The sequence below is a fragment of the Acidiferrimicrobium sp. IK genome (assembly GCF_025499425.1).
Lineage (GTDB): Bacteria > Actinomycetota > Acidimicrobiia > Acidimicrobiales > Palsa-688 > Acidiferrimicrobium.
On record NZ_JAIMCB010000003.1, the window covers coordinates 71,568 to 97,285 of the forward strand.

Genomic DNA, 25,718 nt, shown 5'->3' on the forward strand with positions numbered 1-25,718 from the left:
CTCGCCCCGGGGAGAAGTTTGCGATGGTGAACAAGAGGACCGCTGCCCGGCTCGATGCCTACGAGCGTCGCTACCGCGAGCTCGCCCGCCAGCTCGCCGGCATCGGCTACATCGCAGCAGGCAGCATCGCCTTGTGGCCCGGTCGCTGCGGCAAGGCCAACTGCGCCTGCCACGCCGATCCGCCTCGACTACACGGTCCCTACTGGCACGTCACCCAAACGATCGACGGCAGGACGGTCAACCGCCGGCTCACCCCAGAACAAGCAGGGCTCTACAGCGAATGGATCAGCAACGACCGTCGGGCGAAGGAAATCCTCGCCCGGATGCGGGGGGTAGCTGCCAAGGCGGCCGAGCTCCTCCTAAACGAAGCGCTCGTCCAGCAGGACCGAACCGGTCCAAAGGCTCGGTTCCAAGCTCATGACCGCCAGGTACACACATTTGCCTCAGCCGGCAACTCGGCACCGTCCACGCCGCCTCGACGACCGACTTCCGCATGAGTTCGGCGCGAAACCCATGTGCTGGTCAACATCCGGAAGTTCACCGCGGTGCCGTACAAAGATCTGCGCGAGCTGGTCCAGCACTCGATGTTCGATGAGGCCACCGCCGGATTCCTCCGGGCTTGTGTCCGCTCCGGTCTCTCGACGGTCGTGGCCGGTGCTCCAGGATCGGGCAAGACCACCCTTCTCGCCTGCCTGGCCGCGGAGTTGGACCCGGCTCTGCGGGTGGTGATTGCGGAGGAGGTGTTCGAGACAGACGTCCCGTTGCCAAACGTCGCCCACATGCAGACCCGCCCGGCGCGCGCCGATCGCAAGGAGGTCGACCTGCGCCGGCTGGTGGCAGGGTTCTTGCGGATGGCGCCGGACGTGGCGATCGTTGGCGAGGTCCGAGACCGCGAGGCGCTCGCGCTCTTGCTCACCTTGTCGTCGGGGGTGCAGGGCTTCACCACCATCCACGCCGGGTCCGCCAGGCAGGCCCTGTCCCGGCTCAGGTTCATCTGCCAGCTGGCCGAGACCGGATCGGAACTCACCGTGTCAGCCCTGTCGGCGTTGGTCAGCGAAGCGGTCGACATAGTCGTCCACTGCGCCCGTCAGGGGGGCGCAGTCCGGGTGACAGAGGTACTGGCGGTCGAGGACCTCCAAGTCGGCCACGACAACGTGGCGTTCACGACCACCTCGATCTTCGCCCGGTCGCGCCACGACGCCCCCTTGACCTGGACTGGCAACCTCCCGGTACGGGCAGTGCGAGCTCTCGAGTTGGCTGGGTACGACTTGAGGGGTCTGGCTGAGGGATGGTCGTGCCGGTGATCGGCGTTGTAGCGGCAGCACTGGCCGGTTACGGAGCCTTCCTCCTCTACACCGCCACGGTTTTCGGGTGGCGGGGGCTCGGTCCCGGGCCCAAGACGGCAGGCTGGCCCCGGCGGCGAAGCGCTGAGGATTGGTTGCGCCAGGCCGGGTTGGACCAGGTCCGCCCCGGCGAGTTCGCGGCGACGATGCTGGTGCTCTTCGGTGTCGGGGCCGCCGTCGCGTTCGCGGTGTTCGGCGGGGTGCTCCCGGCGATTGTCGCCGGCGTCTTTGCCGCCAGCGCCCCGGTCGCCTCGTACCGCAACCGGCGGGCCCGCCGGCTCGTCGCTGCCCGCGACGCGTGGCCGAGGATGCTCGAGGAACTGCGCCTTCTCACCGGGTCGCTGGGTCGCTCGGTGCCCCAGGCCCTCTTCGAAGTGGGCCGGCGAGCTCCGGAGGAAATGCGCCAGGGCTTCGCTGCAGCGGAGCGGGAATGGCTGCTCTCCACCGACTTCAGCAGGACCCTGGACGTGGTGAAGGACGCGTTGGCGGACCCGACCGCAGACGTGGTGTGCGAGACGCTGATCGTGGCCCACGAGGTCGGGGGCAGCGAGATCGAACGGCGCTTGGCGGACCTCATCGAAGACCGCATCGCCGACCTACAGGGAAGGCGCGACGCAGAGGTCAAGCAGGCCGGCGTCCGCTTCGCCCGGCGCTTCGTGCTGCTCGTGCCGCTCGGGATGGCGCTCGCCGGCCTGTCGATTGGCACGGGCCGCTCGGCGTACCAAACGCCGGGTGGTCAGCTGGCGGTGGCCGCCGGCCTGCTCGGCGTCGTGGCCTGCTGGGTGTGGAGTGGGCGTCTCATGCGCCTTCCGCTCGAGCCGAGGGTCTTCGCCGACTCGTTCGCGAGGCAAGCGCCGGTGCCCTTCGCCCAGACGGATGGGGGGGAGGGTGAGGATGCTGCCCCGGCTGGGCAGGCGGCAGCAGGCCGACCGTGACGCGCGCCTTGGTCGGTGCCGGTTTGGCACTGTGGGTAGGAGCGACGCTTCTGCTGGCTGGCACTAGGTGGTTCTCCCGGCCCAGCTTGGCCGAGCGGCTGCGCCCCTTTCACACCGGAGCCGAACGCGCAGCTCGCGGTGGTGTTCTGTCCGTTGAATCCGTGCGAGACGTGATCGGGCCGCTGGCGCGCTCAATCGGCGATCGTGTCGCCGGGGCGTTCGGGGTCACTGAGCAGTTGGAGCTGCGCTTGCGCAGGGTGCACTCGCCCCTCGACGTGACCGGCTTTCGCACCCGACAGCTGGCGTGGAGCGGTGTCGGACTGCTCGGTGGGATGCTGCTCGCCGGCGCCGGCGTGCCCTTGGCATTCGGTCTCGTCTGTGTCGCGGGCGCCCCGCTGCTGGCGTTCCTGGTCGTCGAGCAGCGCCTCGCCGAGGCGTCGCAGCGATGGCAGCGCACCGTCGCCCAGGAGCTCCCGGTGATCAGCGAGCAACTGGCCATGCTGCTCAACGCCGGCTATTCGCTCGGCGCGGCGATCAGCAGGATCGCCGGGCGAGGCAAGGGCTGCTGTGCCCAGGACCTGCGGATGGTGGCCAATCGCATCCGCCAAGGCGTCGGGGAGGGGGTCGCCCTGCGGGAGTGGGCAGAGGTGGTGCGCGTCGACGGGCTGGACCGCCTCGTCGCCGTGCTGGCCCTCAACCGTGAGACCAGCGACCTCGGCCGGTTGGTCAGCACCGAGGCGCGTCAGGCCCGCCGCGACCTCCAGCGACGCACAACCGAAGTCATGGAAAAGCGCGCCCAGCAGGTCTGGGTCCCGGTCACCGTAGCGACGCTGGTGCCCGGAGTCATCCTGCTCGCGGTCCCGTTTCTGGCCGCCTTGCGCCTGTTCTCGAACGCCTGACCGTCCAGCCTGACCGACCCGCCATCGAAGGAGCCACCGTGCCTGCCACGCTCACCGCCGCCAGCCTCCACGAACCGCCGCCGATGCTCGGGCGGCGGGGGAGCTATCGCTGCCGTAGGCGTGATCAGCGTGGCGAGGGGGTGATCTCCGCAGCGATCGCGGTGCTGATCATGGCATTCATCGGTGTTGGTATGTGGGTGGCGTTCAACACCACCTTCCAGCACACCGCTAGGAACATCGACCGGCAGGTCAACACCTGCATCGGCCAGACCAGCGCCTCCTGCTGAGGGCTCGGACCGATCAGGTGTTCAGCAGCGACCCGCCGGTCGTCTCTGCTACCTGCCACCGCTTCGCGCCACGCCTTCGCGTGGGCCGCGACGAGCGGGGAACGGGGATGGTCGGCACGCTCGTCGGGTTCTTGATCTTCATGATCCTGTTGCTTGTCGCTGTCCAGGTCCTGGTTCGGCTGTACGCCACCTCGAGCCTCACCTCTGCGGCCTTCTCTGCCGCCAGGCAGGTAGCGACCGCTCCCGTGCCCGCGGCTGCGGTCGCAGATGCTCAGGCGGCGGCCGTGCACCAGCTCGGCTCGTTCGGTGCTGTGCACACGGTGTTCCGCTGGGAGGAGGTTGACGGGCAACAGATCGTGCTGCAGGTCCGGGCCCGGGCGCCGGGTTTCGTACCCCTCCTCGGTCTGGGATCGATCGTCCGGACGGTGATCGTGCGCACCGAGCGGGTGCGGTGACCGCGGGCCATGTCACCGCCCTCGCCCGGTCCCCGGCGCTGGCCACGCAGTCATCCGGCCCCGGCGATGGGTTCGTGACCTGTCGCCCCGACGACGGGTTCGTCGGCGGGGCGGAGGGACTGTTCTTCGGGTTGTTGCTGTTCGTCGTCGGTACCCTCCTCGTCGGCAACGCGTGGTCCGTGGTCGACACCAAGCTGGCGGTCGATGCGGCCAGCCGGGAAGCCACCCGCACCTACGTCGAGGCCCCCGACGCAGCGGCGGCCGATGTCGGTGCCCGGCGGGCCGCTACCGCCACCCTTCAGGGATACGGCCGAGATCCGACCCTCGGATCGGTGGTGATCGACGGCGCGCCCTTCGGGAGGTGTGTGCGGGTCACCGTCGTCGTCTCGTACCGAGCGCCGCTCGTCCAGCTGCCGGTGATCGGAGTGGCCGGTCGGGCCGAGAAGGTGAGCGCCCAGCACTCCGAGTTGGTCGACCCGTACCGCAGCGGCCTGCCGGGGGCTTCGACGTGCGGTTGAGGGAGGCGCACCTCGATGAACGAGGGAGCGTGCTGGTTCTGGTGCCCGTGGGCTTCTTGGTACTGATCCTCCTCGGTGTGCTGGCAGTCGACTCGGCGGTCGCCTTCCTCGGGCAGCGCCAACTCGCTGACGCGACGGCTGGCGCGGCGAATGACGCCGCCACCGCCGCTTTGGGAAACGCCGCGTTCTATGGGTCGGGAACGTTGGTCATCGATCCGAGCGAGGCGGCCACCGTGGTGTGCCGTTCGTTCGCTGCCCAAGGCGATAGCGATCTACACCGCGTGACCTTGAGCATCGCCGTGACGGGCCGGGTGATCAGAGTCCGCGCTCATGCGCAGATAGACGCGGTCTTCGGCCGGGTCCTCCCCGGGTTAGGTCACCGTGCTGTATCTGCCGAGGCCACGGCCGCGGCGACGACGGGCGGCACCCCTGCGCTGCTGCAGCCGTCGGGCTTTCTGCCTGTGCATTGCCCAGCCGGTTGATGTTTTCAACCATTTTGATATCCTTTCAGTGTGGAGAGCTGGCGGGAGGAGACCGAGCGGGGAGCGGTGCACGTGGCCGAGGCTGCGACCGACGCGGAGCGCTCCGCCCTCGAAGCGCGGGCTGCGGTGATGGCCCACCTCCGCCATCCCGGCATCGTTGAGCTGATCGGCGCAGGGCCCGGTCCCAACGGCCGGTGGCGGCTGCATACTCGGTGGGCGGGCGAACCGCTGAGCGGCCTCAGCGTCCCGGTGGCGCCGGCCGAACTGGCCGGGCTGGGCGCAGCGGTGGCCAACATCGTCGGGGACCTGCATGCGCTCGGCTGGGTCCACGGGGATATCCGGCTCGATCACGTGTTGCTCGACTCCGAGGGCCGACCCGTCGTTTGCGGGATGGGCTCGGCGCGTCGGAGTGAGGACCCAGCCGCTAGGGCTGTCGATGGTAGCGACCTGATCGCAATGCTGGAGGCGCTAATCCCGGCGGGCGCGTCGGGTGGAGATTGGCGGCGGGTGCGTCGGGAGCTGCGACCGTCCGGTCGCAACGCTCTCGACGTGGCAGCCATCGGCCGGCGGCTGGCGTCGCCGCGCCTGATGCCCCGCCTCCTTGTGCCGGAAGGCTGCGCTGGCGGGTCCTCCGCTGCTGTCATGGCGGCGCCCCGAGCGTCGGCCCCGGCCGCGCCGGCCCCTGCCAACTCTCGCTTGCCAATCTCGCTGCGGCTTTCCGACTCGCGACCGATCGGCCGTCGTGCCGATCAAGGAGGCCCAGGCTCCGAGGGTGACGATGCCTGCGTGGGTGAAGACGAGGCGCGCGTGGGCGAAGACGGGGTCGCTGCCCCCGGCGTCCCCGCTGCCTCTACCGGATGGTCGCGGAGAAGCGAGGGAGATCCTCCGCCCGACGTCGCGCCAACCGAGGCGGCGGACCACGCTCGTGTCCCCGCCGGCGGTTCCGGCCGTGGCTGGCGGCCGGGACGGGCTCACGCCGCCGGCGTAGCGGCAGCCATCGTGGTTGCGTTGCTTGCGACCGGCTTCGTGGCCCACCGCAGCGGCGCGGTGGGTTGTCCCGCCGTTGACGACGGCTGCCGGGCGTTGGTTCTCCCCGGCGGCGTGCTCACGACATCAAGCGGCCGTTTCGCGGTCGGGTCTGCGGGTGACCAAGTGGTACTTGGGCGCTGGGACTGTGGCCCCGTCGGGCTCCCGGCGGTGCTCGACCCGGCGACCAGCACCGTGTGGGTCTTCGACCGGTGGCCGACCCCGGGTGGCGACGTCGCGGGGCGCGCGCTCGGGCGGGTAGCTGGTGCGGTCACCCTGGCGGTCGCACCGAACTCGAGGGGCTGCGACGGCGTCAAGGTCATCCGCGAGGGACGCGCCGCGGTGGTGCTTCAGCCAAAGGAGACACCGTGATCCGCCGGCGCCTGTTGTGGTGGGCCGGGCTCATGGCCGGTTTGGGGGCATTGGCTGCGGTGGGTAGCAGTCCTGTCGGGATCGCCGTGCCGTGGCACGCGGCAGCGTTCGTCGACCGGCTCCGAGCAGACGGAGCGATGGTTGGAGCCATTGCAGTCCTGCGACTACTGGTCTTGACTGCGGGGGGTTACCTCTTCGCTGTGACCCTCCTCGCCGAGATGGCCCTCTTGCCGAGGATCGGCGGTCCGGCCCGTGTGATCCTGCGCCTCCCGGTGCCGGGCCGCAGCCTGGTAGTTCGCTCCATCGGTGTACCGGCGCTCGCTCTCGGAATAACGTTTGCCCCGACGGGGGTTGCCTCGGCGTCGCCGCCCTCCTCGCATGGGAGCGGGCCTCCGGTTGTCTCATGGGTGGGGCCGCTTCCTGGACCCGGTATGCCCGGGACGCCTGGGGAGGCCTACGACGGCGCCGCAGGATCCGCGGCGCATGCGGGCATCGCCGGCGAGGACGTTCTTCCCGCGACGGCAGCGTCCGGCGGCCCAGCGAGCTCGCGCCTGCCCGTGGGGGCACCGGCGCCGTCGGTGGCGGGAGGGTCGACGGTGTCGCCTGGGGATGCGCCGGTGCTGCGGTGGCTGCCGGCGCAACCGCCCAAAGCAGTCACGACGACGTTGCCGGTCACGACGACGGTGCCGGTCACGACGACGGTGCCGGTCACGACGACGGTGCCGGTCACGACGACGGTGCCGGTCGCTACGGGGGTTGCGGGTGTTCCGACGGCGCAGTCAGGGATAGGTGCCTTTGGGTCGCGGGTGGGGAGCTCGCCGGCTGCCGTCGACGGGCCGCCGGTTGGGGAGGACCAAGGCTTGGCGGGGGCGCCCAGCGGTCCGCCGGCCGCTGAGCCGGCGAGGACCGCAACCGGGGTCGGCGGCCAGCCACAGGCCACTGCCCCGCAGGCGCCGGCCGGCAGCGGCGGGGCGCTCCGCGGGGAAGACACCCATTCAGGCACTGCGCAAGCAGCAGGCCAGCTTGCGCCGACGCCGCCGACATACACCCTGGTGGCCGGCGATCACTTATGGAAGGTGGCGGAGGCCACCATGACCAAAGTGCTCGGCCACAGCCCTGAGGCGGAGGCCCTCGCCCGCTACTGGTGGCAGCTGGTCGAGGTCAACCGGCCCCGGCTGCCGGACCCGTCCAACCCCGACTTCGTCTTGCCGGGAATGACAGTGATCCTCCCGCCCGTCACGCCGTAGGCGGTACTGCCTTCGCCGGCGAGGACCTGCGCCCCCGGCTCACGGCGGCCAGACTGGGCGGGTGCGCGGCGCATTGTGGGTGAGGCGGCTGGCGGCAGGCGCCGCGTGCAGCTCGGCGATGGTCGGGATAGTGGGGATGGCGTCGGCTACGCCCGCCGTTGGCCAGACCGCGGTGACGACCCCGCTTTCCGTTCCGGTCCCTGCCACCCCGCAGTCGACGACCCCCCTCAGCGCTCCACCCTCGACCGAGCCGGGAACGGTTCCCTCGACAACGCCGACGTCCGCGACGGTACGAACCTCGCTCCCCCCTGCTCCCGCGCCGACCACTCCGTACCGGGCGCCGGCCAACGCCGCCGGTACCTACACGTCGACGCCGCAATCGACATCCGTGGCACCCGGCACGACCACCACGGTCGTGCCGATCAAGGGTCGGATCCCGTCGGCGCCCTCCACGGTGCCCTTCGTGACCAAAGCTCAAAGCGCCCACGTCAACCCGATTCTCGCCAAGATCTCGCTGGCTGGGTTGGCGCTTGCCCTCCTGATCATGGCCGTCCAGTTCGTGCTGACCAGGCCGGGTCGAGAGGGACGCCGAACTCTGTGAAGCAGAGGTCGGCTCCCCGGCCCAGGAGGATCGCCGACGCAGCGTCAGGCATTCAGCGTTATGACATCGCGTGACCGTGCGAGCGACTGTCGCTTCTTGAGATCGGTGGCTGCCCTTCAGTAGGCGCCGGCTTGACGTACCGGTCGGGGGACGGCGGGGGACCGCTTGGCCGAGTACATCGCTGCATCGGCGAGTCGGAGCAGCTCCTTCGCGTCTGCGGTGTTCATGGGGCAAGTGGCCATCCCGATACTCGCTGTCACGGGCATACCGTGCGCCGACAGTCCCTCGAGGGCGCTCGAGCACCGCCGCGCCAAGTCGCTGATGACGGCTTGCGACGGCGCAGAGGCAACGAGCAAAGTGAACTCGTCGCCACCGGTGCGCGCCACGAAGTCAGTGCTGCCACACGCGGCTCGGAGCCGGCTCGCTACCTCGCGGAGGATGGCGTCGCCGGCCTCGTGCCCCAGTCGGTCGTTGACCGGCTTGAAGCCGTCAAGATCGAGGATCAAGGCCCCCACAATCTCGCCTGTGCGCCTTGCGGAGAAGGCAGCGGCGAGATGCTCGTCAAGCGCACGCCGGTTCGGCAATAGCGTCAGAGGGTCGAGCATGGCCTCTCTCTTCGCGCCGTTGGCGGCTTGTCGAAACAGATGGATCGAAGCGATTCCGAGCGCGACGACGACGACCAGGGTGAGGCTCCGCTGCGCGGCGACGACGAGCACCGGCGCCAGCCCGTTGATCATGAAGGACGCAGGTCGACCACTCCCACTGGATTCCTCTACGACGACATTTCGGACTGGTGCGCCCGTCGCATATGCGATCACGATGCCGAGCAGAACGACGGTACCAAGAGCCTCCGTGGCGGAGGCGCCTCCGACGGCGAATACATACCAAATAGCGCTCGGTGAGCCCCCATGAAGGAGCGTAGAGCGGCCATTACCAATATGCAGGAATAGACATTCGCCGGACAGAATCAGAACGTCGTGGGCGAGATTAAATATGGCTTTTCTGAGGTGGCGCTTTCGAATCACGTAGCTGAGGACCGGCGCCAGCGAGCCGATTGTCACCGCAAACAGGGCTGGCCCAATGAGAACCAGGGCCATGCCGAATGGTCCCGCCAAACTGACGGCGGTTTTGTCACCGCTGGGACGCCGGCGGTGGGCGGAGATGAGCAGTCCCTTGCCGACGGCGGCACCCCCAGCAAACATCCAGAAGGCCGGGGTGACCGAGCCTGACGACTGATCGGCCGCTGTCGCGTTCACGACAAGCGCAAGAGCGGCCGCGACAACCAGCGATCCGATGTACCAGTCCAGGCGTTTGGGCGCTCGCCGCTCCAAGGTCGTGATCCTCCTCGGTCGTTAGCTCGGCATCTCGGAACGAGAGCTGAACAAAACCGTCCCGCGTGGGCTGCCATGGGCTGCGTCGCCGCCCGGTTCGGCCGGGGAGCGGGCCTAGAGCGCTGGCGAGATGCCGACCGGTCGCCGCCCGTAGGCGGCTTCGACACCCAGCTCATGGGCTTCGACGTCCAGTTCAGCACCCGGGCTGGCGGCGAACTGGACGTCGAAGCCGCTGAGCTCGGCCCTCGAGCCGCCTGCCGAACCGCCGGCCTTCGGTCTTCCGCCTTTTCCGCCGCCGCGCCGGACGCCGCCGCAGCGCCCGGATGCCGCCGCGGTGGCGCCGGGCCCCGCCGCCGCGCCGGCCCCGCCGCCCGCCGGAAGCCGCCAGGCCCCGCCGCTCCTAGCGCGAAGCCGCCGGATCTCGCAGCCGCAGGGACACCTCGTTGGCCAGCAACCGGCCGGCCGGCGTGAGCACCGCCCGCCCACCGGCGTACACAACGAGGTCTTCCAGCGCCGGATCCTCCTCAGCGGAGGGCAACGCGTCGGCCGGCACGCCGGCGGCGGTCCGCAGCGACAGCTGTAGGGCTTCTAGCGCCCGGGCTGTGGCCGGCAGGGATTCGGAGGCCGCCACCGTCGACGCCCCGGTCGACACCAGGTTGATGTAGCGGTCGGGGGTACGAACATTCCACCATCTCCGGCTCCCGCCTCCGGCTACCAATGCGTGGGAGTGGGCGGCGCACCCGATGCCGCGGTAGGGGCCCTGGGTCCAGTACAGCTGGTTGTGGCGACACTCGGCCCCCGGGCGCGACCAGTTGGACACCTCGTACCAGGAGAGGCCGGCGTCGCTTAGAACCTGATCGGCCAGCAGGTACTTGTCGGCCTGGTCGTCGGGGTCGGGCGCTCGCTGCGGGTCCTTGGCCAGCGGCGTGCCCGGCTCGACGGTGAGGCTGTAGGCGCTGACATGGGCCGGCGCCGGGTCCAACGCCAGGACCGCGGCGAGGGTCGCTTCCCAGTCGGCGATCGACTCGCCGGCGGCTCCCAAGATGAGGTCCACGCTGTAGGAGTCGCCGTAGCCGGCGTCGCCGGCGAGGGCCACGGCGCGAGTCACCGCCGCTGGGTCGTGCTCGCGACCGAGGGACGCGAGCACGTGGGGCGCCATGGACTGCACCCCGAACGACAGCCGTGTGACCCCGGCGGAGCGGTAGCAGGCCAGCAGTTCGGCGGTGACAGTCTCTGGGTTGCACTCGACGGTGACCTCCGCGCCTGGAGCTTTGGCAATCGCGGCGAGGATGGCGGCCAGCTCCTCGGCGGGCAGCAGCGAGGGGGTCCCGCCCCCGAAGAACACCGACGTCGCCGCGTCGAGCTCGCCGGCGCTGGTCGCCCGGGCGATCTCGGCGACACACGCCGCCGCGTAATCCCCCATGAGGTGATGCCGGTCGGTCCAGGTGGCGAAGGCGCAGTAGTCGCAGCGCCGGGAGCAAAACGGCACGTGCACGTACACCCCGAAGCCGGGGGAGGGGATAGGCGAGGCCACCCTCTCAGGTGTACCGGTCTCTCAGGTGTACCGGCCTCTCAGGGCCCATCAGGTCTGTCAGGTCCATTAGGTCTGTCATGTCCATCAGGTCTCCGAGGTCCATCAGGACACGCAGGGCCCGGGCGGGGCGCCACGCCGTCTCAGCGGCGGAGGCCCATGTCCTCCAGACGCCTCCGCATCAGCTCGGGGCGGGTGTCGAGCAGGCATGCCATGGCCCGAAGGTCCTCTTCGCGCACCGTTAGGACCCGGCCGTTGAAGTCCTGACGCTGCACCTGGATCATTCCCAGGTAGCGGCCGATCAGGGCGCTGTCCGCTTCGGGTGCCATGTCGAGACGGGTCAGGTCGATGGTGACCTTGGTGCCGACCTGGTCATCCTCGGGCTCGGAGGCCCCGTTCCACGCCGGCTCACCCGCGCCGTCCTTGGGTAGCAGCTGGTCCACGGGAACGTTGTAGAGCCGGGCCAAGCGCTGAAGGCGGGGAACCGAGATGGCCCGCTCGCCACGCTCGTAGGCTCCAAGCACCGAGGCCTTGAACTCTTCCCCGGAGGAGACCTCGACGGCCTGCAAGGACAACCGCTGCTGCTTGCGGACCTTGCGGAGGCGCTCTCCGACCTTCCGAGCGTAGGTCGTGGTCATCTCGTCACTCATAAGCACCCCTTCACGGTGGACCAGGTAAGTCTAGTCAACACCGTGCGTGTTCGTATCACAGAGCGTGGCAGGATTCGGCCACTGTTCGGGCGGAAGACCAGGTGTGGCCGGGGGTACCGCCGCTGCTGTGCCACGCTGTGCGGTCCTGGATGCCAGCGGTCGGGGCGCTCATGGTCGCCGTTGAGGCCGGTAGCGTGCGCCCATGCCCGGTTCGCTGCTTGGTACCCACGTCCGACGAGTCGAGGACCCGGAGCTGATGACCGGTGCCGGCACCTTTGTCGGCAACCACTCACCCGAGGGCATGGCCCACGCGGTGTTCGTCCGCTCGCCGCTGGCCCACGGCGAGGTGCGAAGCGTCGAAACCGGCGACGCCCGGCGGGCGCCGGGCGTGCTCGGCGTGTGGACCGCCGACGATCTGGGTGTTGCCCCCTTCCACGGATTCATGGTTCTCAACGAGGCGTGTGCCCGCCCACCCCTCGCCGCGGGCAAGGTCCGTTTCGTCGGTGAACCGGTTGCGGTCGTGGTGGCCGAGACTCGCGCCCAGGCGGTCGATGCAGCCGAGCTGGTAGAGGTCGACTACGAGCCGTTGCCTCCTGCGATCGATCCCGAGGACGCTTTGGCGCCGGGTGCGTCGCTCCAGTTCGAGAAGCTCGGATCCAACCTGGCGGCCGGCGTGCGCTCGACGGGTGAGGACCCGCTGACCGGTGCGTCCCGGGTGGTGCGCCTGCGCATGGTCAACCAACGCATCGCCGTGGTGCCGATGGAGGGCAACGCCATCCTCGCCGTACCCGGCGCCGACGGGGACGGCTACGACCTGACCGTCTACGTGTCCACGCAGATGCCGCACGGTTTCGCCGCCGCTCTGGCCCGGATCCTGGGTCTCGACGCGGCTCGCCTGCGCGTCATCGCTCCCCACGTGGGCGGCGGTTTCGGGGGGAAAGCGGGGGCCGCGGCAGAACACGTCGTGGTGGTGGCCACCTCCATCGCGCTCGGCCGTCCCGTCGCCTGGGTGGAGACCCGATCGGAAAACCTGCTCTCGATGCAGGGACGGGGCCAGGTGGACTACATCGAGATGGGCTTCGACGACGACGCCAAGATCACTGGGATGCGGGCGAGGGTGGTCGGCGATGCCGGCGCCTACGCCGGGTTCGGGGGCGCGCTCGCCCTCGGGCCGACGCGGATGATGGCGCAGGGTGTCTACCGGATCCCCGCGGTCGCTTACGACGTGGCGGCAGCGCTGACCAACACCACCCCGATGGGGGCGTTTCGGGGTGCAGGGCGCCCCGAAGCCGCCGCCTTCTTGGAGCGGGTGATGGACCTCGCCGCCGACGAGCTCGGGGTCGACCCCGTGGACCTGCGCCGGCGCAACCTGATCGACGGCGACGCATTCCCCTACACCACCCGCATGGGAACGACCTACGACAGTGGTGATTACGCCCGCGCCTTGGACCAGGCGGTGCGACTGGCCGGTTACGAGGAGTTGCGCGCCGAACAGTCGGCGCGGCGGGCCCGCGGTGAGCGGATCGCTCTCGGCATCGGGGTGGCCGTGTACGTCGAGGTCACCGCCGGCGGCGGCGGCAAGGAGTTCGGGGCGGTGACCATCGACGCCGATGGAGGCGCCACCATCCGGGTCGGCACGTCCGGGCACGGCCAGGGCCACGCGACGTCGTTCGCGATGATCGTCGCCGACCGCCTAGGCATCCCCATGGACCGCATCCGGTTCGTGCAGTCAGACACCGCCCTGGTGCCTCGAGGCGGCGGGACCGGCGGCTCCCGGTCCCTGCAGATCGGTGGTAATGCGGTGCGGGCCGCCGCGGAGGAAGTTTGGCTGCGGGCCCGGGATCTGGCTGCCGAGGAGCTAGAAGCCGACCCCGGAGACATCGTGGCCACCGACGACGGGCGCGTCGGAGTGGCCGGCGTGCCGGCCCGAGCGCTCACGTGGAGCGCACTGGCCGGACTGGCGGAAGGAGCCGGCGCCGGCCCGCTTGCCGCGGAGGTCGACTTCGCCCAGGCCGCAGCCACCTTCCCCTTCGGGGCGCACGTGGCGGTCGTGGAGGTGGACCTCGACACGGGGGCCGTCGTCCCGTTGCGACACGTCGCGGTGGATGACTGCGGGCGGATCCTCAACCCGATGATCGTCGCCGGCCAGCAGCACGGGGGGATCGCCCAGGGCATGGCCCAGGCGCTCTGGGAGGAGATGGTCTACGACGCCGACGGCAACCCGCTGACTGCCACCCTCGCCGACTACGGGATGCCGAGCGCCGCGGAGATGCCGTCGTTCGAGGCCAGCAACACCGAGACGCCGACGCCGCTCAACCCGCTCGGGGCGAAGGGCATCGGTGAGTCCGGGACGATCGGGTCGACCCCCGCGGTGCACAACGCGGTGGTGGACGCCCTCAGCCACCTGGGGGTGCGCCACGTCGAGATGCCCTGCACCCCAGAGCGGGTGTGGCGCGCCATCAAAGAGACCGAGGCCGCCGGCGGTCGCCAACCCGACACGTCAGTGTGGAGAGAGCCGCCGGCGTTCTTCGCCGAGCTCCCGACGCCGGACGCCGCGGGCCGACCGGAAGCCGCCGACGTCGACATCTGAGAGCGCGGGAGGCGGCCGCCGCCGCTGAAGCGGGCAAATCGGACCGGTGGGCCGCGGCGCTGTACTATCCCCGACCCAGTGCCGAGGGCACAGCACGCAAAGGGGAGTCCGCATGTACGCCACCATCGTCGTCGGGACCGACGGGTCGCCGACCGCATCCGAGGCGGTCACCCGGGCCGCCGAGCTGGCGGTGCAATCCGGGGCCAAACTGGTCATCGTCTCCGCGTATCGGCCGGTCGACCGGGCCCGGCTGGAAGCAGAGCGGGCTTCCGCTCCGGCGGACATCGCCTACGTGATCAACCCGGAGGAGGACGTGGCGGCCCACTTGGAGGCGGCCACCGAACTGGCCAATGCGGCCGGTGTCGCCGAGGTCCGCACGCTGCCGGTGGACGCCGCGCCCGCCGAGGCGCTGCTCGACGCCGCGGAGCAGGTGGGTGCCGACCTGATCGTCGTGGGGAGCCAGGGGATGGCCGGCGCAAAGCGGTTTCTCCTTGGAAGCGTCCCCAACCGGATCTCCCATCACGCACCCTGCGACGTCCTCATCGTCAAGACAGATCACGTCCTGACCCGCTGACCCCGCCCGGCCCGCTGCGGAGATGGGCCTGATGCCCAGAATGCCCCGGTTGTAGGGCTGCCGGGGTGGCAGGCTGGAGCAATGGCACCTGACATCGGCCTCTTCGGTCCAGGAAGCGTCACCTGGGACGTCCACAGCGACCCGGTCAGCCTGCTCGGGGGTATGCGGGCGCTGCTCGTCCAGGCCCTCAACCCCCTCGCCATGGCCGGCGTGGACCAACACTCGGACTACCGCCGCGACCCGTGGGGCCGACTGAAGCGCACCGCGCAGTTCGTCAGCATCGCGACCTACGGCACGACCGAGGAGGCCGAACGCATCGGCGCGCACATCCGCGCCATCCACACCCGGGTGCACGGTGTCGACACCGTCACCGGCCGGCCGTACCGGGCCGACGACCCGGAGCTGCTGGCGTGGGTCCACAACGTGCTGGTCAAGTCCCTCCTCGTGGCCAAGCAGCGCTACGGCGGTGGGCTGTCTGCCGCCGACGCCGACCGGTACGTCGCCGAGATGGTCAAGATGGCCGAGCTGGTCGGCACGCCGGTGGAGCTGGTACCCACCTCGGTGGCGGGCCTGCGGGTGTATTTCCGCAGCGCGGAGATGATCGGCTCGCCCATCAGCCGGGCTGCGGCCCGCACCGTCCTCGCCCCGCCGATCCCGGCGCGCCTGAGGCCGGTGTGGGCGGTCCTCGACGCGGCCGCCATCGGCCTGCTGCCCCGCCAGGCCCGGCGGCTCTATGGCTACCCGTGGGTCCCGTCGCCGGCGGCGAAGCCGGTCGAGGCCGCCTTCGCTGCGCTGTTCGGCACCGCCAAGCTGGTCCTGCCTCCGGCCCCTGATCGGGCGGCGGCCGAGGCTCGCCTGGCCGCCCGTGCGGCCGTGGCCGCTTAGCGCCGTCCAGGGCGGCCCAGGCCAGCCAGAGGCGGCCTTCCCCGGTCCGGGCCAAAAAATCCTTAGCCGAGGGAACAGTTTGAGCATTTCCTGACGTTGACGTTAGGGTTGGGTACGCCTCGGGGTCCCCGAGATGCCCTACGCCCGCCAGACACGAGAGCAACGAGGAAGGCCATGAGAACCAGCGAGGAAGCGCCGGGGGAGCAGGTGAGCGAGGCTGCCGCCAGGAGCGACAACCCCGACCACTACAAATGGATCGCCCTGTCCAACACCACGATCGGGATCTTGATGGTCACCATCAGCGGCTCGATCACCATCATTTCCCTCCCGGACATCTTCCGGGGGATCAAGCTGAACCCCCTCACCAGCGCCAACACGTCCTATTTGCTGTGGCTGCTCATGGGATTCCTGCTGGTCACCGCCGTGTTGGTGGTGAGCTTCGGGAGGATCGGGGACATGTACGGGCGGGTGAAGATGTACAACCTGGGCTTCGCCGTCTTCACCTTCTTCTCGATACTCCTGTCGATCACTTGGATGACGGGGACTGACGGCGCCCTGTGGTTGATCATCATGCGGATCTTCCAGGGGGTGGGCGGCGCGTTCCTCTTCGCCAACTCCAGCGCCATCCTCACCGACGCGTTCCCCGAGAATGAGCGGGGACTGGCGCTTGGGATCAACAGCGTGGCGGCCATCGCCGGGTCGTTCATCGGTCTCATTGTCGGCGGCCTGCTGTCGCCGATCAACTGGCGGCTGGTGTTCCTGGTCAGCGTTCCCTTCGGCGTGTTCGGGACCATCTGGGCGTACCTGAAGCTGGTCGATACCGGCAAGAGGTCCGAGGCGCACATCGACTGGGCCGGCAACATCTCCTTTGCCATCGGTCTCGTCTCGCTGCTCACCGGCATCGTGTATTCGATCCAGCCCTACGGCGGCCACACCATGGGCTGGACCAACCCTGGTGTCATAGCGGCCATCGCCGGCGGGGTGGTGACGCTGATCGCGTTCGGCGTGATCGAGACCCGCTCTCCCGACCCCATGTTCCGGCTGCACCTGTTCAAGATCCGGGCGTTCAGCGCCGGCAACATCGCAGGCTTGCTCGGGGCGCTGGGGCGGGGAGGGCTGCAGTTCATCCTGATCATCTGGCTGCAGGGCATCTGGCTGCCCCAGCACGGTTACAACTTCGAGCGGACGCCCCTGTGGGCGGGGATCTACATGATTCCCCTGACTGTCGGCTTCCTGGTCGCTGGGCCGATCTCGGGAATCCTGTCGGACCGCTTCGGCGCCCGGCCCTTCGCCACCGGTGGAATGATCGGCGCCGCGGTGTCCTTCGGTCTCCTCGAGGTGCTTCCCATCAACTTCGGGTACGTGTGGTTCGGGCTCATCCTGCTGATCATGGGGCTGTCGATGGGCGTCTTCGGGTCGCCCAACCGGGCCGCGGTCATGAACTCGCTGCCTCCCGACCAGCGCGGTGCGGGAGCGGGGATGATGACCACGTTCCAAAACGCGGCCACGGTGCTGTCCATCGGCGTGTTCTTCACCGTGATCATCGTCGGGCTCTCCTCCACGCTGCCGAGCCACCTCTACCAGGGCCTGACCGCCAACGGCGTGCCGCCGGCCGCCGCCCACCAGGTGGCCAGCCTTCCGCCGATCTCCAGCCTGTTCTCGGCCCTGCTCGGCTACAACCCGATCCAGCAGCTGCTCGGTCCGTCGGGCGTCCTCCACCATGTGAGCGCGGCGCAAGCGGCACACCTGACCGGCCGCAGCTTCTTTCCGCAGCTGATCTCCTCGCCGTTCGGGACAGGCCTCCATTACGCGTTCGACTTCGCCATCGTGGCGTCGCTGGTCGCCGCGGTCGCCTCGTGGCTCCGGGGCGGGAAGTACTACCACCGCCAGGAAGCGGAGCTGGTGATGGCCGAACCCCAGGCCGCCGGGAACGACGCCATGGCCACCACCGCGCGGTCGGCGGCCGCCCGCTCGGCGGGGGGTGACGAGGCGTAGGGCGGCGGTCGAGCAGAATGGCAGTGATGCGCCTCGTCATCGCCACCTGCTCGGTCGACTACACCGGCCGGCTGTCGGCCCACCTCCCGACCGCGACCCGGCTGCTCATGGTGAAGGCCGACGGGTCGGTGTCGGTCCACTCCGACGGCAAGGCGTACAAGCCTCTCAACTGGATGACGGAGCCCTGCACCCTGGTGGAGGCGCCAGGGCGGTGGGTGGTGTCCAACCCGAAGGGCGAGACGTTGACCATCACGATCGACGAGGTCCACGCCGAGGTGGCCCATGAGCTCGGGGATGACCCGGGCCTGCAAAAGGACGGGGTCGAGGCCCACCTGCAGGAGCTGCTGGCAGCCAACCCGGGTTCTCTCGAGGCCGGGCTGACCCTGGTGCGGCGGGAGTACCCCACCGACATCGGTCCCGTCGACCTCCTGTGCCGAGACCCCGAGGGGCGGGCGGTGGCGATCGAGGTCAAGCGGCGTGGGGAGATCGACGGCGTGGAGCAGCTGACCCGATACCTGGAGCGCCTGGACTTAGACGGGCGGCTCCGACCGGTCCGGGGGATCTTCGCCGCGCAACAGATCAAGCCTCAGGCCCGGGTCATCGCCGCGGCCCGGAACATCACCTGCGTGGAGGTCGACTACGACCACCTGCGGGGTCTCGACCTCGGCCGATTGACCCTCTTCTAGACCGTCCCGCGTCGGTCGGGGTGCTACGAGGCGTCGAGGTCCTCGCTGTCGGCCCAGTGACCGAGAGATCCTGGTGTTACCCGCGCCGGGGCGGCGAGGCGCGCCGCGGCGTCGGCGTGGCGGTCGATGACCGCGTGCATGGCGCCGACCACCGGCGCGACAACCCCGTCGGGGAGGGCCAGCCCGTCGCGCACCGCCTCGTCGACCTTGCGCTCCGGCACGTACACCGCGCCGTTGACCGGGCCGGCGGTCCCCGCCGCCACGGCGAGCGCCCCCGACAGTTCCGCCCGGCTCCGCGGGTGGCGCGGCGCCCGGTTGATAACCGGCACCACCCGCCGCGGGTCGACGCCGCTGGCGGTCAGCTCTGTGACCAGCCGACCGAGGGAGTGGACACCTTTCAGGCCCGGGGCGCCCACCGCGAAGACCACGTCGGCCGCGGTGGTGGTGCTCCTGGCCAGATGGTTGCGCTCCTCGACGTCCACCGATCCTCCGTCGTCCTCGCCCTCCAGGTCGCCCGTCACGTCCGCCACCGTCAGTTGGAACGCCTGGCGCAGGCCGTCGATGGCCGCGTCGGTGGCGCGGGGACGCAGCACAGACCAGGCGGATGGGCGGCGCAACCCGAGCAGCAGCTGGTAGTTCCGGGAGGGCACGTCGAAGGTCATCGCCCTCACTTCCTCCGGGGCGGGCCGCCGACGCCGGTGGGCGTCGACCAGCTCCTGGATGCCCGGACCGAGGTCCGGGGCCTCGTGGAGCACCGCCTGGTCGGCGCGCAGTGCCAGGTCGGCGAGCACCACCCGCCGGCCGTAGCGAACATCTCCGGCCGCGCCCTGGGCGATGGCGATGGCGATGGTGGACGCGCCGGTGCCTCCGCATCCGCACACCGCGACCAGCCTGCCCCTCCACTGCGGCAGCGGTTCCTCGCTGAGAATGGGCGGGAGGGTGTCGGCTCGGCTCACGGGGCGCCCGTGCGCGGCAAGAAGCTCGAGCAGCTGGTCGCGCCCGAAGTCGGGCGGGAGAGTGGCGGCCACCCCCAGCTCCGGTGACCAACGGCTGGCCCGCCCGTCTCCGACCGCGATGACCGGGGTGCGCGCCGCGTCCGCCGCGCCGATCAGGTCCCGATCGAACCCAGACACCGCGACGTCGACGAGCAGCGCCGAGTGGGGCCGCCCCGACGCCAGCCGGGCCCGGACCTCCTCGACCGACACGCACTTGATGAACTCGGCGGCGATCGCCGCCGAGGTCGCCCACTGCCCGACGTCGCGGAACCACCCGGCTCGCCCCCGGGCCAGCCCGAGCAGCACCCACCGCTCGCCGGTGCTCACCCCCCGGACCCCAAGCCGCCGCCGCTCGACGCGGCGCCCGGGCCGGCGGTGGGCTGGTCGCCGGGTGAAGCGACCACGATCGACAACGTGCCGGTGTGCGCAGCGTGGACGATGCCGGTCACCTGGGCGAGCGTCGAAACGCCGAGGGTGACCTGAGCGCCGGTCGTCCCGGCCGACAGGCTGGTGGAGGGTCGCCCCACGTCGAGGACTCGGGCTCCGGCGACCACCACCGTGGTCGGCGAGGAAGGATCCGTCCCGTCGGTCACCAGCACGTCCACGGCGGTCCCCGTCGAGAGGTCGGCGACGTCGGTGGGGGCGACATCGACGGTCACCGGGCGCAGTCCAGGTCCGTGGGACGCGGGGGCCAGGTCCCCGGCCTGCACCAGCTCGCCCGCCCGCAGTGGGGCGTCGAGGACCGCCCCGAGCAGGGCGGCAGGGTCGCGGTACGCGAGCCGTGCGGTCGTCCCGCTCGGCAGGGTCATGGTCTCGGTGCCCAGGTCGGCGGTCTGCAGGCGGGCGCCGGCGGGCAGGTCGCGAGTCGCGACGACCCAAGACTTGCCGGAGCGGGCCGTGCCGGTCAGCCAGGCGGCGAAGACGACGATCACCGCCACGGCTACGAAGAACCCGCCGGCCACGGCCCGGCCGCTCGGCAGCGGGCGGCGCCGGCCCACCCGACCCGCCGAGGGACCGGTGTCGATGCGGGTCCCGCCGCCCCTCAACGCGGTCATCGGCGCTCCTCGGCCCGCGGCGCAAACCGCCCATCATGTGCGAAGCCCCACCGAGGCGCTACGGGCCGCCGCAGCACTCGGGGGCGTGTCGTCCGCCCAAGACCCACGCATGAAATCTATCGAGAATCCACTCGTTTGTCTATGGGGGCGCTAGCCTGGGCCCTATGAGCGAGGCAATCCGGTGGATGGGCACGAAAGAGGCCTGCGAGCGCCTCGGCGTGACGCTGCGCACCCTGTACCGGTTCATCGACGAGGGCCAGCTGCCGGCCTACAAGATGGGTCGGGTCATCCGCCTGCAAGAAGCCGACATCGATTCGTTCATCGACCGCATGCGCATCGCCCCCGGAACCCTCGAGCACCTGTACCCGGAGCCGAGGACGCCGCACGAGGTCCGCGACGAGGCCACTCCCTGAGCGCAGGGACACAGACGATCCCACCAGACCGCGCCTGTCGCCCCATCGCTCGGCACGGCCCTACTGGGGAATGCAGATCTCGACCGCCGCGGTCACGACCGTCACGTGTCGCCGGCCTGCTCCCTCCAGCCGGCAGGTCAGGATCCCCTCGCCGGCAGCGGAAAGCGAACCGGCCACGCTGGCGCCGCCAGACAGCACCATCCGGACCGGGCTGAGTTCGGCCGCCAGCATGCCGAGCACATCGTCGAGCGCCACGTCCAGGGGCGCCTCGCGGTCACCGCCGGGCTCAGCGAAGCTGCTGCCACCCGCCTCGTCGAGGGGCGCCAGGCTGACTACTGCACCGAGCGCGACTAAGACCGCGGCCCGGCCGGCGACCAGGCAGAAATCACGGCCGACCCCGACCACCCGACCGGTGTAGCTCCCCGAGCGGACCGTCACCGTCACCGTCACGCCCCGCTCGGCGAGGTCGATCAGCACCCCCGTCAAGGTCGCCGCTTCGCCGGCCTGCCGGCGAAGCCACCGCTCCCGGCTGCGGGCGGCGGCGCTCTCGTCGGCGGCTCGCTCCGAAGCCCACCGGGCCAGGGCCACCCCGAACTCGGTGGGGTCCCAGCTGCCCGAAGAGGGGGGATCGTCGTCCGCCATCCCGTTCGACGGTAGCGTCGGGTCCCGATGGCCGACGACTGCCTTTTCTGCAAGATCCTCGCCGGCGAGGTGCCCTCGAGCGAGGTGCACTCCACCGGGGGGACCTACGCGTTCCGAGACATCAATCCCCAGGCGCCGACCCACGTGCTGGTCATCCCGCGCCGCCACATCGCCAACGCCGGGGACCTCGGCGCCGGGGATGGGGGCGTGCTGGCCGAGATGATCACGACCGCCCAGGCGGTGGCTGCCAGCGAGGGCATCGCCGAGTCGGGATACCGGCTGGTGTTCAACGTCGGCGACGATGCCGGCAATTTGGTGCCGCACCTGCACCTGCACGTCCTCGGCGGCCGGCCGATGGGCTGGCCGCCCGGGTGAGACCGGCCAAGATGGCCGCCCCCGACGCGTCCGAGTCGGGGGTCTCCGATGAAGTCGTCCGCAGTCCCGCCCCGACGGCGGTACCCTTGCTGGCCAGAACGCCTGTGCCCACAACTGTCACCGTCACCGTGCCCAACCACCTCATGCCGCGACTGGTGGGGCCCCTCAACGAGAACCTCCGGCTGGTCGAGGGAGCCTTCGACGGAACGAGGATCGTCGCACGCGGCAACGAGTTCACCATGGACGGCGAGGACGCGGCCGTCGCCGCCCGCCTAGTGGACGAGCTGCGCCTGCTGCTGGAGCAGGGGCAGGTGCTCGATCCGCAGGTCGTCCACCGGACCATCGACATGGTCCGGGCCGACGAGCGACCTTCCGAGGTCCTCACCGCCGAGGTGCTGCGATCGTCGCGGGGTCGGTCGGTGCGGGCCAAGACCAGCGGCCAGAAGCGCTACGCCGACGCCATCGCGGGCAACACCATCACCTTCGGCATCGGGCCGGCCGGTACCGGCAAGAGCTACCTGGCGGTGGCCCTGGCCGTCCAAGCCCTACAAGCGAAGTCCTGTGACCGGATCATCCTGACCAGGCCGGCGGTCGAGGCCGGGGAACGTCTCGGCTTTCTACCCGGCGACTTGATGGCCAAGATCGACCCGTACCTGCGCCCGCTCTACGACGCCCTGTACGACATGCTCGGCACGGAGGGGGCCCGACGCCTCCTGGAGGCCGGGACCGTGGAGGTGGCTCCACTGGCGTACATGCGCGGTCGCACCCTGAACAACAGCTTCATCATCCTCGACGAGGCACAAAACACGACCCCCGAACAGATGAAGATGTTCCTCACCCGCATCGGGTTCGGGTCCAAGGTGGTCGTCACCGGCGACGACACCCAGGTCGACCTTCCCGGCGGTCGCTCCGGGCTGATCGGACTGGAGGCGGTGCTCGGCGGCATCGAGGGCCTCGCCTTCGTGCACCTGGGCCGGCGTGACGTGGTCCGCCACCGCATCGTGCAAGACATCGTCAGCGCGTACGAGGCGGCGGCTGCCCCCGGCCAGGGCCCCCGCCCGGCAAGGATCTGAGTTTCATGGGTGTCGAGGTGTTCGCAGCCGACGAACAGCAGGACGCGCCGGTGGACACGATGCGATGGGTCCGCCTCGCGGAGGCGGTGCTGGCTGACGAGGGCGTCCGCGGCGACGCCGAGCTGTCAATGCTCTTTGTCGACGAGGAGGCCATCGCCGATCTCAACCAGCGGTTTCTCGGCAAATCCGGCCCTACCGACGTGCTGGCATTTCCCATCGACGAGGAACCAGCCGACAGTGGTCGCTCACCGGACTCGGGAGGCACCGGTCCCGGGTTCAGCTCAGACCCCGACGAGGCGCCGAGCCTGCTCGGCGACGTGGTGATCTGCCCGGCGGTGGCGTTGCGCAACGCCCCCGACCACGCCGGCACCTACGAGGACGAGCTCGCCCTCCTCGTGGTCCACGGCGTGCTGCACCTGCTCGGCATGGATCACCTCGACGACGACGAAGCCGAGCTGATGGAGGCCCGCGAGCGGGAGCTGTTGGCCCGACATCACTCGCCGGCTCCGGCGAGTGACGGCGACGGCGCAGCGGGCGCCACCGCACCGTGAACCCTCCAGGGGGGGTCCTCGCGGCCGCTTCGAGCCACCATTTCGAGGGCAGCGACATCGTGCTCGTGGTGGTCGTGGTGGTTCTCATCTTGGTGACCGGGTTTCTCGCTGCATCCGAGACGGCGATCACCCGCACCCCGCGAGTGCGCGCTCGCAGCTTCGAGGAGGAAGGCCGGCGTCACGCGGCGACGTTGCTGCGCCTCGTCGAGCACACCGAGCGGGTCCTTCCCGTTGTCCTCTTCGCCCTCGAGGTGTGCACCCTCGTTGCAGCCACCCTCGTCGGCGTAGTGGCCGAGCACGCCTTCGGTGGCCTCGGGGTCGTGCTGGCTACCGCGTTCGAAGTCGTGGTGATCTTCGTCGTCGCCGAGCTGGCCCCGAAGACGTGGGCGGTGCAGCACACCGACCGGGCCGCCCTCGGCGTAGCGCCGGTCATCCGCTTCCTGTACGCCTTCGCTCCTTTGCGTTGGGTCACCCGCGGCCTGATCGGCATATCCAACATCCTCCTGCCCGGGAAGGGCATCAAGGAGGGCCCCTACACCTCCGACGAGATGCTGCGGGCGATGGCCGACACCGCGGCCGACGAGGCGGTCATCGAAGGGAGCGAGCGGACCCTGATCCACTCGATCATCGACTTCGGGGACACAGTCGTGCGCGACGTCATGGTCCCCCGCCCAGACATGGTGGCGGTCGAGTCCCGCGCCCGGATCGAGGACGTCGTGGACATCGCCATAGCGGTCGGCTATAGCCGGATCCCGGTCTACGGGCAGGGAATCGACGACGTGCTCGGACTGGTCTTCGTCAAGGACCTCATGCGCGCCGAGCGCGACGGCAACGAGGACAACCCGGTGACCTCGATCATGCGCGAGGCACAGTTTGTGCCTGAGAGCAAGCGGGTGGCCGAGCTTCTACCCGAGATGCAAGCCGGCAACTTCCACATGGCGATGGTGGTCGACGAGTTCGGGGGCACCGCCGGCCTGGTGACCCTCGAGGACCTGCTCGAGGAGCTGGTCGGAGAGATCCACGACGAGTACGACACCGCCGAGATCGACTCGGAGCGGCTGGAGGACGGGACAGTGGTGGTCAACGCCCGCATGCCTATCGACGAGGTCAACGAGCTGCTCGACGACTCGGGCCTGCCCGAGGGAGACTGGGACACCGTCGGGGGGCTGATCTACAGCCAGCTCGGGCATGTTCCGACCGAAGGCGAGGAAGTCAACTTCGAGGGCCATCGCCTCACCGCCGAGGAGGTCTCCGGCCGGCGTATCGGCAAGGTCCGCATCTCGCCGCCGGTCGCGGCCGATCAGCCGCCGGCGGATCGATGAGGTCGGGCTTCGCCACCCTGGTGGGCCGACCCAACGTCGGCAAGTCCACCCTTCTCAACGCCATCCTCGGCCAGAAGGTGTCGATCACCTCTCCGATCGCGCAAACCACCCGCAACCAGGTGCGCGGCGTCCTCTCGAAGGCCGACGCGCAGATCGTCTTTGTTGACACGCCCGGCATCCACAAGCCCCGAACGCTGCTCGGGTCGCGCCTGAACGAGACGGCGGCAGACGCGCTCGGGGTCGACGTCACCCTCTTCGTCATCGACGCGACCGCCCCGGTCGGCAAAGGGGACCGCTTCGTCGCCGACCTGGTGACCAGCGACGCCATGTGCGTCGTCAACAAGATCGACGCGGCCGACCGGGCTGCGGTACTGACCCAGCTGTCGCGCGCCGGGGACCTCGGCCTGTCCGAGTACTTCCCCGTCTCGGCCAAGACCGGCGAGGGAGTGGCGGACCTGGTCGACGCGATCGTCGGCCGCCTCCCCGAAGGACCGGCGCTTTACCCCGACGACATGGTCACGGACGTCCCCGAGGCGTTCTGGGTCGCCGAGCTGGTGCGCGAACAGCTTCTCCACGTCACCCGCGAGGAGGTGCCCCACTCGATCGCCTGCCGGGTCACCGAGTGGGAGTGGCCCCGCATTCGCGTCGAGATCCTGGTCGAGCGGGACTCGCAGAAAGGCATCGTGATCGGCAAGAAGGGGGCCATCCTGAAAGAGGTCGGGACCAGGGTCCGAGAGCAGCTTCCTGCCGGGGCGTTCATCGAGCTGTTCGTAAAGGTCGATCGGGAGTGGCAGTCGCGGCCGAAGGCCCTGGAGCGCCTCGGGTACTGAGGTCGCAGCGGCGACCGGCCACGGGCTGGGGGACGCCCTGCCGCTACCCGGCCAG

Annotated in this window: 29 protein-coding genes; 22 read left to right on the forward strand and 7 right to left on the reverse strand. The window is 70.1% G+C overall.

Features of this window, described 5'->3' with window-relative positions; translation table 11 throughout:
- Positions 1-23: 23 nt before the first annotated feature.
- From K6U06_RS05920 to K6U06_RS05960, 9 genes are all read left to right on the forward strand, one after another.
- Entirely contained in the window at positions 24-497 is a 474-nt protein-coding gene (locus K6U06_RS05920) for a DUF6788 family protein (RefSeq protein ID WP_262320989.1), read from the forward strand.
- 18 nt (positions 498-515) lie between these two features.
- A complete protein-coding gene (locus tag K6U06_RS05925; RefSeq protein ID WP_262320990.1) occupies positions 516-1,304 on the forward strand; it encodes a CpaF/VirB11 family protein in 789 nt (262 codons plus the stop codon).
- Complete coding sequence (locus K6U06_RS05930) at positions 1,301-2,278, forward strand: type II secretion system F family protein (RefSeq protein WP_262320991.1); 978 nt, start codon at positions 1,301-1,303, stop codon at positions 2,276-2,278. Before K6U06_RS05925 ends, K6U06_RS05930 begins: the two co-directional genes overlap by 4 nt.
- Before the next feature lie 161 nt (positions 2,279-2,439).
- Positions 2,440-3,177, forward strand: coding sequence for a type II secretion system F family protein (locus K6U06_RS05935; RefSeq protein WP_262320992.1), 738 nt, complete (start codon positions 2,440-2,442; stop codon positions 3,175-3,177).
- Between the two features lie 38 nt (positions 3,178-3,215).
- The gene (locus tag K6U06_RS05940) at positions 3,216-3,464 is read left to right on the forward strand and encodes a hypothetical protein (protein WP_262320993.1); all 249 of its coding nucleotides are present in this window, start codon (positions 3,216-3,218) and stop codon (positions 3,462-3,464) included.
- Positions 3,465-3,481: 17 nt separating this feature from the next.
- Positions 3,482-3,919 (forward strand): hypothetical protein, encoded by a 438-nt coding sequence (locus tag K6U06_RS05945; protein ID WP_262320994.1) that lies wholly within the window; start codon positions 3,482-3,484, stop codon positions 3,917-3,919.
- On the forward strand, positions 3,916-4,437 hold the full coding sequence (locus tag K6U06_RS05950) for a hypothetical protein (protein WP_262320995.1): 522 nt from the start codon (positions 3,916-3,918) through the stop codon (positions 4,435-4,437). The genes K6U06_RS05945 and K6U06_RS05950 overlap by 4 nt, the downstream gene beginning before the upstream one ends.
- Before the next feature lie 29 nt (positions 4,438-4,466).
- Positions 4,467-4,919, forward strand: a complete 453-nt coding sequence (locus tag K6U06_RS05955; RefSeq protein ID WP_262320996.1) for a hypothetical protein — start codon at positions 4,467-4,469, stop codon at positions 4,917-4,919.
- A 30-nt stretch (positions 4,920-4,949) separates the two neighbouring features.
- The gene (locus K6U06_RS05960) at positions 4,950-6,317 is read left to right on the forward strand and encodes a hypothetical protein (protein ID WP_262320997.1); all 1,368 of its coding nucleotides are present in this window, start codon (positions 4,950-4,952) and stop codon (positions 6,315-6,317) included.
- A gap of 454 nt (positions 6,318-6,771) precedes the next feature.
- Here K6U06_RS05960 and K6U06_RS05965 read toward each other — a convergent pair whose 3' ends face one another.
- Positions 6,772-7,047 (reverse strand): hypothetical protein, encoded by a 276-nt coding sequence (locus tag K6U06_RS05965; RefSeq protein WP_262320998.1) that lies wholly within the window; start codon positions 7,045-7,047, stop codon positions 6,772-6,774.
- 361 nt (positions 7,048-7,408) lie between these two features.
- Here K6U06_RS05965 and K6U06_RS05970 point away from each other — a divergent pair, with 361 nt between their 5' ends.
- Together K6U06_RS05970 and K6U06_RS05975 are read left to right on the forward strand one after the other, a co-directional pair.
- Positions 7,409-7,564 carry a hypothetical protein gene (locus tag K6U06_RS05970; RefSeq protein WP_262320999.1) on the forward strand — a complete coding sequence of 52 codons (156 nt, stop codon included), beginning with the start codon at positions 7,409-7,411 and terminating at the stop codon, positions 7,562-7,564.
- 61 nt (positions 7,565-7,625) lie between these two features.
- Entirely contained in the window at positions 7,626-8,165 is a 540-nt protein-coding gene (locus K6U06_RS05975; protein ID WP_262321000.1) for a hypothetical protein, read from the forward strand.
- Positions 8,166-8,281: 116 nt separating this feature from the next.
- Here K6U06_RS05975 and K6U06_RS05980 read toward each other — a convergent pair whose 3' ends face one another.
- From K6U06_RS05980 to K6U06_RS05990, 3 genes are all read right to left on the reverse strand, one after another.
- Positions 8,282-9,496: a GGDEF domain-containing protein gene (locus tag K6U06_RS05980; RefSeq protein ID WP_262321001.1), complete on the reverse strand. Its 1,215-nt coding sequence runs from the start codon at positions 9,494-9,496 to the stop codon at positions 8,282-8,284.
- Positions 9,497-9,896: 400 nt separating this feature from the next.
- The gene (gene hemW, locus K6U06_RS05985; RefSeq protein ID WP_262321002.1) at positions 9,897-11,030 is read right to left on the reverse strand and encodes a radical SAM family heme chaperone HemW; all 1,134 of its coding nucleotides are present in this window, start codon (positions 11,028-11,030) and stop codon (positions 9,897-9,899) included.
- Positions 11,031-11,170: 140 nt separating this feature from the next.
- Complete coding sequence (locus K6U06_RS05990; protein WP_262321003.1) at positions 11,171-11,665, reverse strand: transcriptional regulator; 495 nt, start codon at positions 11,663-11,665, stop codon at positions 11,171-11,173.
- A gap of 214 nt (positions 11,666-11,879) precedes the next feature.
- Between K6U06_RS05990 and K6U06_RS05995 the strand changes: the two genes are divergently transcribed.
- The 5 genes from K6U06_RS05995 (at position 11,880) to nucS (ending at position 18,407) form a co-directional block, all read left to right on the forward strand.
- On the forward strand, positions 11,880-14,267 hold the full coding sequence (locus tag K6U06_RS05995; RefSeq protein WP_262321004.1) for a xanthine dehydrogenase family protein molybdopterin-binding subunit: 2,388 nt from the start codon (positions 11,880-11,882) through the stop codon (positions 14,265-14,267).
- 112 nt (positions 14,268-14,379) lie between these two features.
- Entirely contained in the window at positions 14,380-14,841 is a 462-nt protein-coding gene (locus tag K6U06_RS06000) for a universal stress protein (protein ID WP_262321005.1), read from the forward strand.
- Between the two features lie 81 nt (positions 14,842-14,922).
- Complete coding sequence (locus tag K6U06_RS06005) at positions 14,923-15,726, forward strand: oxygenase MpaB family protein (protein WP_262321006.1); 804 nt, start codon at positions 14,923-14,925, stop codon at positions 15,724-15,726.
- A gap of 288 nt (positions 15,727-16,014) precedes the next feature.
- Entirely contained in the window at positions 16,015-17,721 is a 1,707-nt protein-coding gene (locus tag K6U06_RS06010; protein ID WP_410050996.1) for an MFS transporter, read from the forward strand.
- Positions 17,722-17,747: 26 nt separating this feature from the next.
- Entirely contained in the window at positions 17,748-18,407 is a 660-nt protein-coding gene (gene nucS / locus K6U06_RS06015; RefSeq protein ID WP_262321008.1) for an endonuclease NucS, read from the forward strand.
- A 23-nt stretch (positions 18,408-18,430) separates the two neighbouring features.
- Here nucS and K6U06_RS06020 read toward each other — a convergent pair whose 3' ends face one another.
- Both K6U06_RS06020 and K6U06_RS06025 read right to left on the reverse strand, forming a co-directional pair.
- The gene (locus tag K6U06_RS06020; RefSeq protein WP_262321009.1) at positions 18,431-19,729 is read right to left on the reverse strand and encodes a hypothetical protein; all 1,299 of its coding nucleotides are present in this window, start codon (positions 19,727-19,729) and stop codon (positions 18,431-18,433) included.
- The gene (locus K6U06_RS06025; protein WP_262321010.1) at positions 19,726-20,457 is read right to left on the reverse strand and encodes an SAF domain-containing protein; all 732 of its coding nucleotides are present in this window, start codon (positions 20,455-20,457) and stop codon (positions 19,726-19,728) included. Before K6U06_RS06025 ends, K6U06_RS06020 begins: the two co-directional genes overlap by 4 nt.
- Positions 20,458-20,621: 164 nt before the next feature.
- Here K6U06_RS06025 and K6U06_RS06030 point away from each other — a divergent pair, with 164 nt between their 5' ends.
- A complete protein-coding gene (locus K6U06_RS06030; protein WP_262321011.1) occupies positions 20,622-20,870 on the forward strand; it encodes a helix-turn-helix domain-containing protein in 249 nt (82 codons plus the stop codon).
- A 60-nt stretch (positions 20,871-20,930) separates the two neighbouring features.
- Here K6U06_RS06030 and K6U06_RS06035 read toward each other — a convergent pair whose 3' ends face one another.
- Positions 20,931-21,512, reverse strand: coding sequence for a hypothetical protein (locus tag K6U06_RS06035; protein ID WP_262321012.1), 582 nt, complete (start codon positions 21,510-21,512; stop codon positions 20,931-20,933).
- A gap of 27 nt (positions 21,513-21,539) precedes the next feature.
- On the opposite strand from K6U06_RS06035, the gene K6U06_RS06040 reads away from it, so the two are divergent.
- From K6U06_RS06040 to era, 5 genes are read left to right on the forward strand one after another with little or no spacing between them, the layout of a single operon-like run.
- Positions 21,540-21,887: a histidine triad nucleotide-binding protein gene (locus tag K6U06_RS06040; protein ID WP_262321013.1), complete on the forward strand. Its 348-nt coding sequence runs from the start codon at positions 21,540-21,542 to the stop codon at positions 21,885-21,887.
- Between the two features lie 11 nt (positions 21,888-21,898).
- Positions 21,899-22,960: a PhoH family protein gene (locus K6U06_RS06045; protein ID WP_410050997.1), complete on the forward strand. Its 1,062-nt coding sequence runs from the start codon at positions 21,899-21,901 to the stop codon at positions 22,958-22,960.
- A 5-nt stretch (positions 22,961-22,965) separates the two neighbouring features.
- Entirely contained in the window at positions 22,966-23,511 is a 546-nt protein-coding gene (gene ybeY / locus K6U06_RS06050) for an rRNA maturation RNase YbeY (RefSeq protein WP_262321015.1), read from the forward strand.
- On the forward strand, positions 23,508-24,833 hold the full coding sequence (locus tag K6U06_RS06055; RefSeq protein WP_262321016.1) for a hemolysin family protein: 1,326 nt from the start codon (positions 23,508-23,510) through the stop codon (positions 24,831-24,833). The genes ybeY and K6U06_RS06055 overlap by 4 nt, the downstream gene beginning before the upstream one ends.
- Positions 24,830-25,663 (forward strand): GTPase Era, encoded by an 834-nt coding sequence (gene era, locus K6U06_RS06060; protein WP_262321017.1) that lies wholly within the window; start codon positions 24,830-24,832, stop codon positions 25,661-25,663. Before K6U06_RS06055 ends, era begins: the two co-directional genes overlap by 4 nt.
- Positions 25,664-25,718 lie beyond the last annotated feature (55 nt).

Excerpts from the sequence above, each read along its gene's own strand:
- K6U06_RS05920 (WP_262320989.1), top strand. The coding sequence starts at position 24 with ATGGTGAACAAGAGGACCGCTGCCCGGCTCGATGCCTACGAGCGTCGC.
- K6U06_RS05970 (WP_262320999.1), top strand. The coding sequence starts at position 7,409 with ATGACCAAAGTGCTCGGCCACAGCCCTGAGGCGGAGGCCCTCGCCCGC.
- K6U06_RS05990 (WP_262321003.1), bottom strand. The coding sequence starts at position 11,665 with ATGACCACGACCTACGCTCGGAAGGTCGGAGAGCGCCTCCGCAAGGTC.
- K6U06_RS05995 (WP_262321004.1), top strand. The coding sequence starts at position 11,880 with ATGCCCGGTTCGCTGCTTGGTACCCACGTCCGACGAGTCGAGGACCCG.
- K6U06_RS06000 (WP_262321005.1), top strand. The coding sequence starts at position 14,380 with ATGTACGCCACCATCGTCGTCGGGACCGACGGGTCGCCGACCGCATCC.
- K6U06_RS06005 (WP_262321006.1), top strand. The coding sequence starts at position 14,923 with ATGGCACCTGACATCGGCCTCTTCGGTCCAGGAAGCGTCACCTGGGAC.
- K6U06_RS06010 (WP_410050996.1), top strand. The coding sequence starts at position 16,015 with ATGGTCACCATCAGCGGCTCGATCACCATCATTTCCCTCCCGGACATC.
- nucS (WP_262321008.1), top strand. The coding sequence starts at position 17,748 with ATGCGCCTCGTCATCGCCACCTGCTCGGTCGACTACACCGGCCGGCTG.
- K6U06_RS06025 (WP_262321010.1), bottom strand. The coding sequence starts at position 20,457 with ATGACCGCGTTGAGGGGCGGCGGGACCCGCATCGACACCGGTCCCTCG.
- K6U06_RS06030 (WP_262321011.1), top strand. The coding sequence starts at position 20,622 with ATGAGCGAGGCAATCCGGTGGATGGGCACGAAAGAGGCCTGCGAGCGC.
- K6U06_RS06035 (WP_262321012.1), bottom strand. The coding sequence starts at position 21,512 with ATGGCGGACGACGATCCCCCCTCTTCGGGCAGCTGGGACCCCACCGAG.
- K6U06_RS06040 (WP_262321013.1), top strand. The coding sequence starts at position 21,540 with ATGGCCGACGACTGCCTTTTCTGCAAGATCCTCGCCGGCGAGGTGCCC.
- K6U06_RS06045 (WP_410050997.1), top strand. The coding sequence starts at position 21,899 with ATGGCCGCCCCCGACGCGTCCGAGTCGGGGGTCTCCGATGAAGTCGTC.
- ybeY (WP_262321015.1), top strand. The coding sequence starts at position 22,966 with ATGGGTGTCGAGGTGTTCGCAGCCGACGAACAGCAGGACGCGCCGGTG.
- era (WP_262321017.1), top strand. The coding sequence starts at position 24,830 with ATGAGGTCGGGCTTCGCCACCCTGGTGGGCCGACCCAACGTCGGCAAG.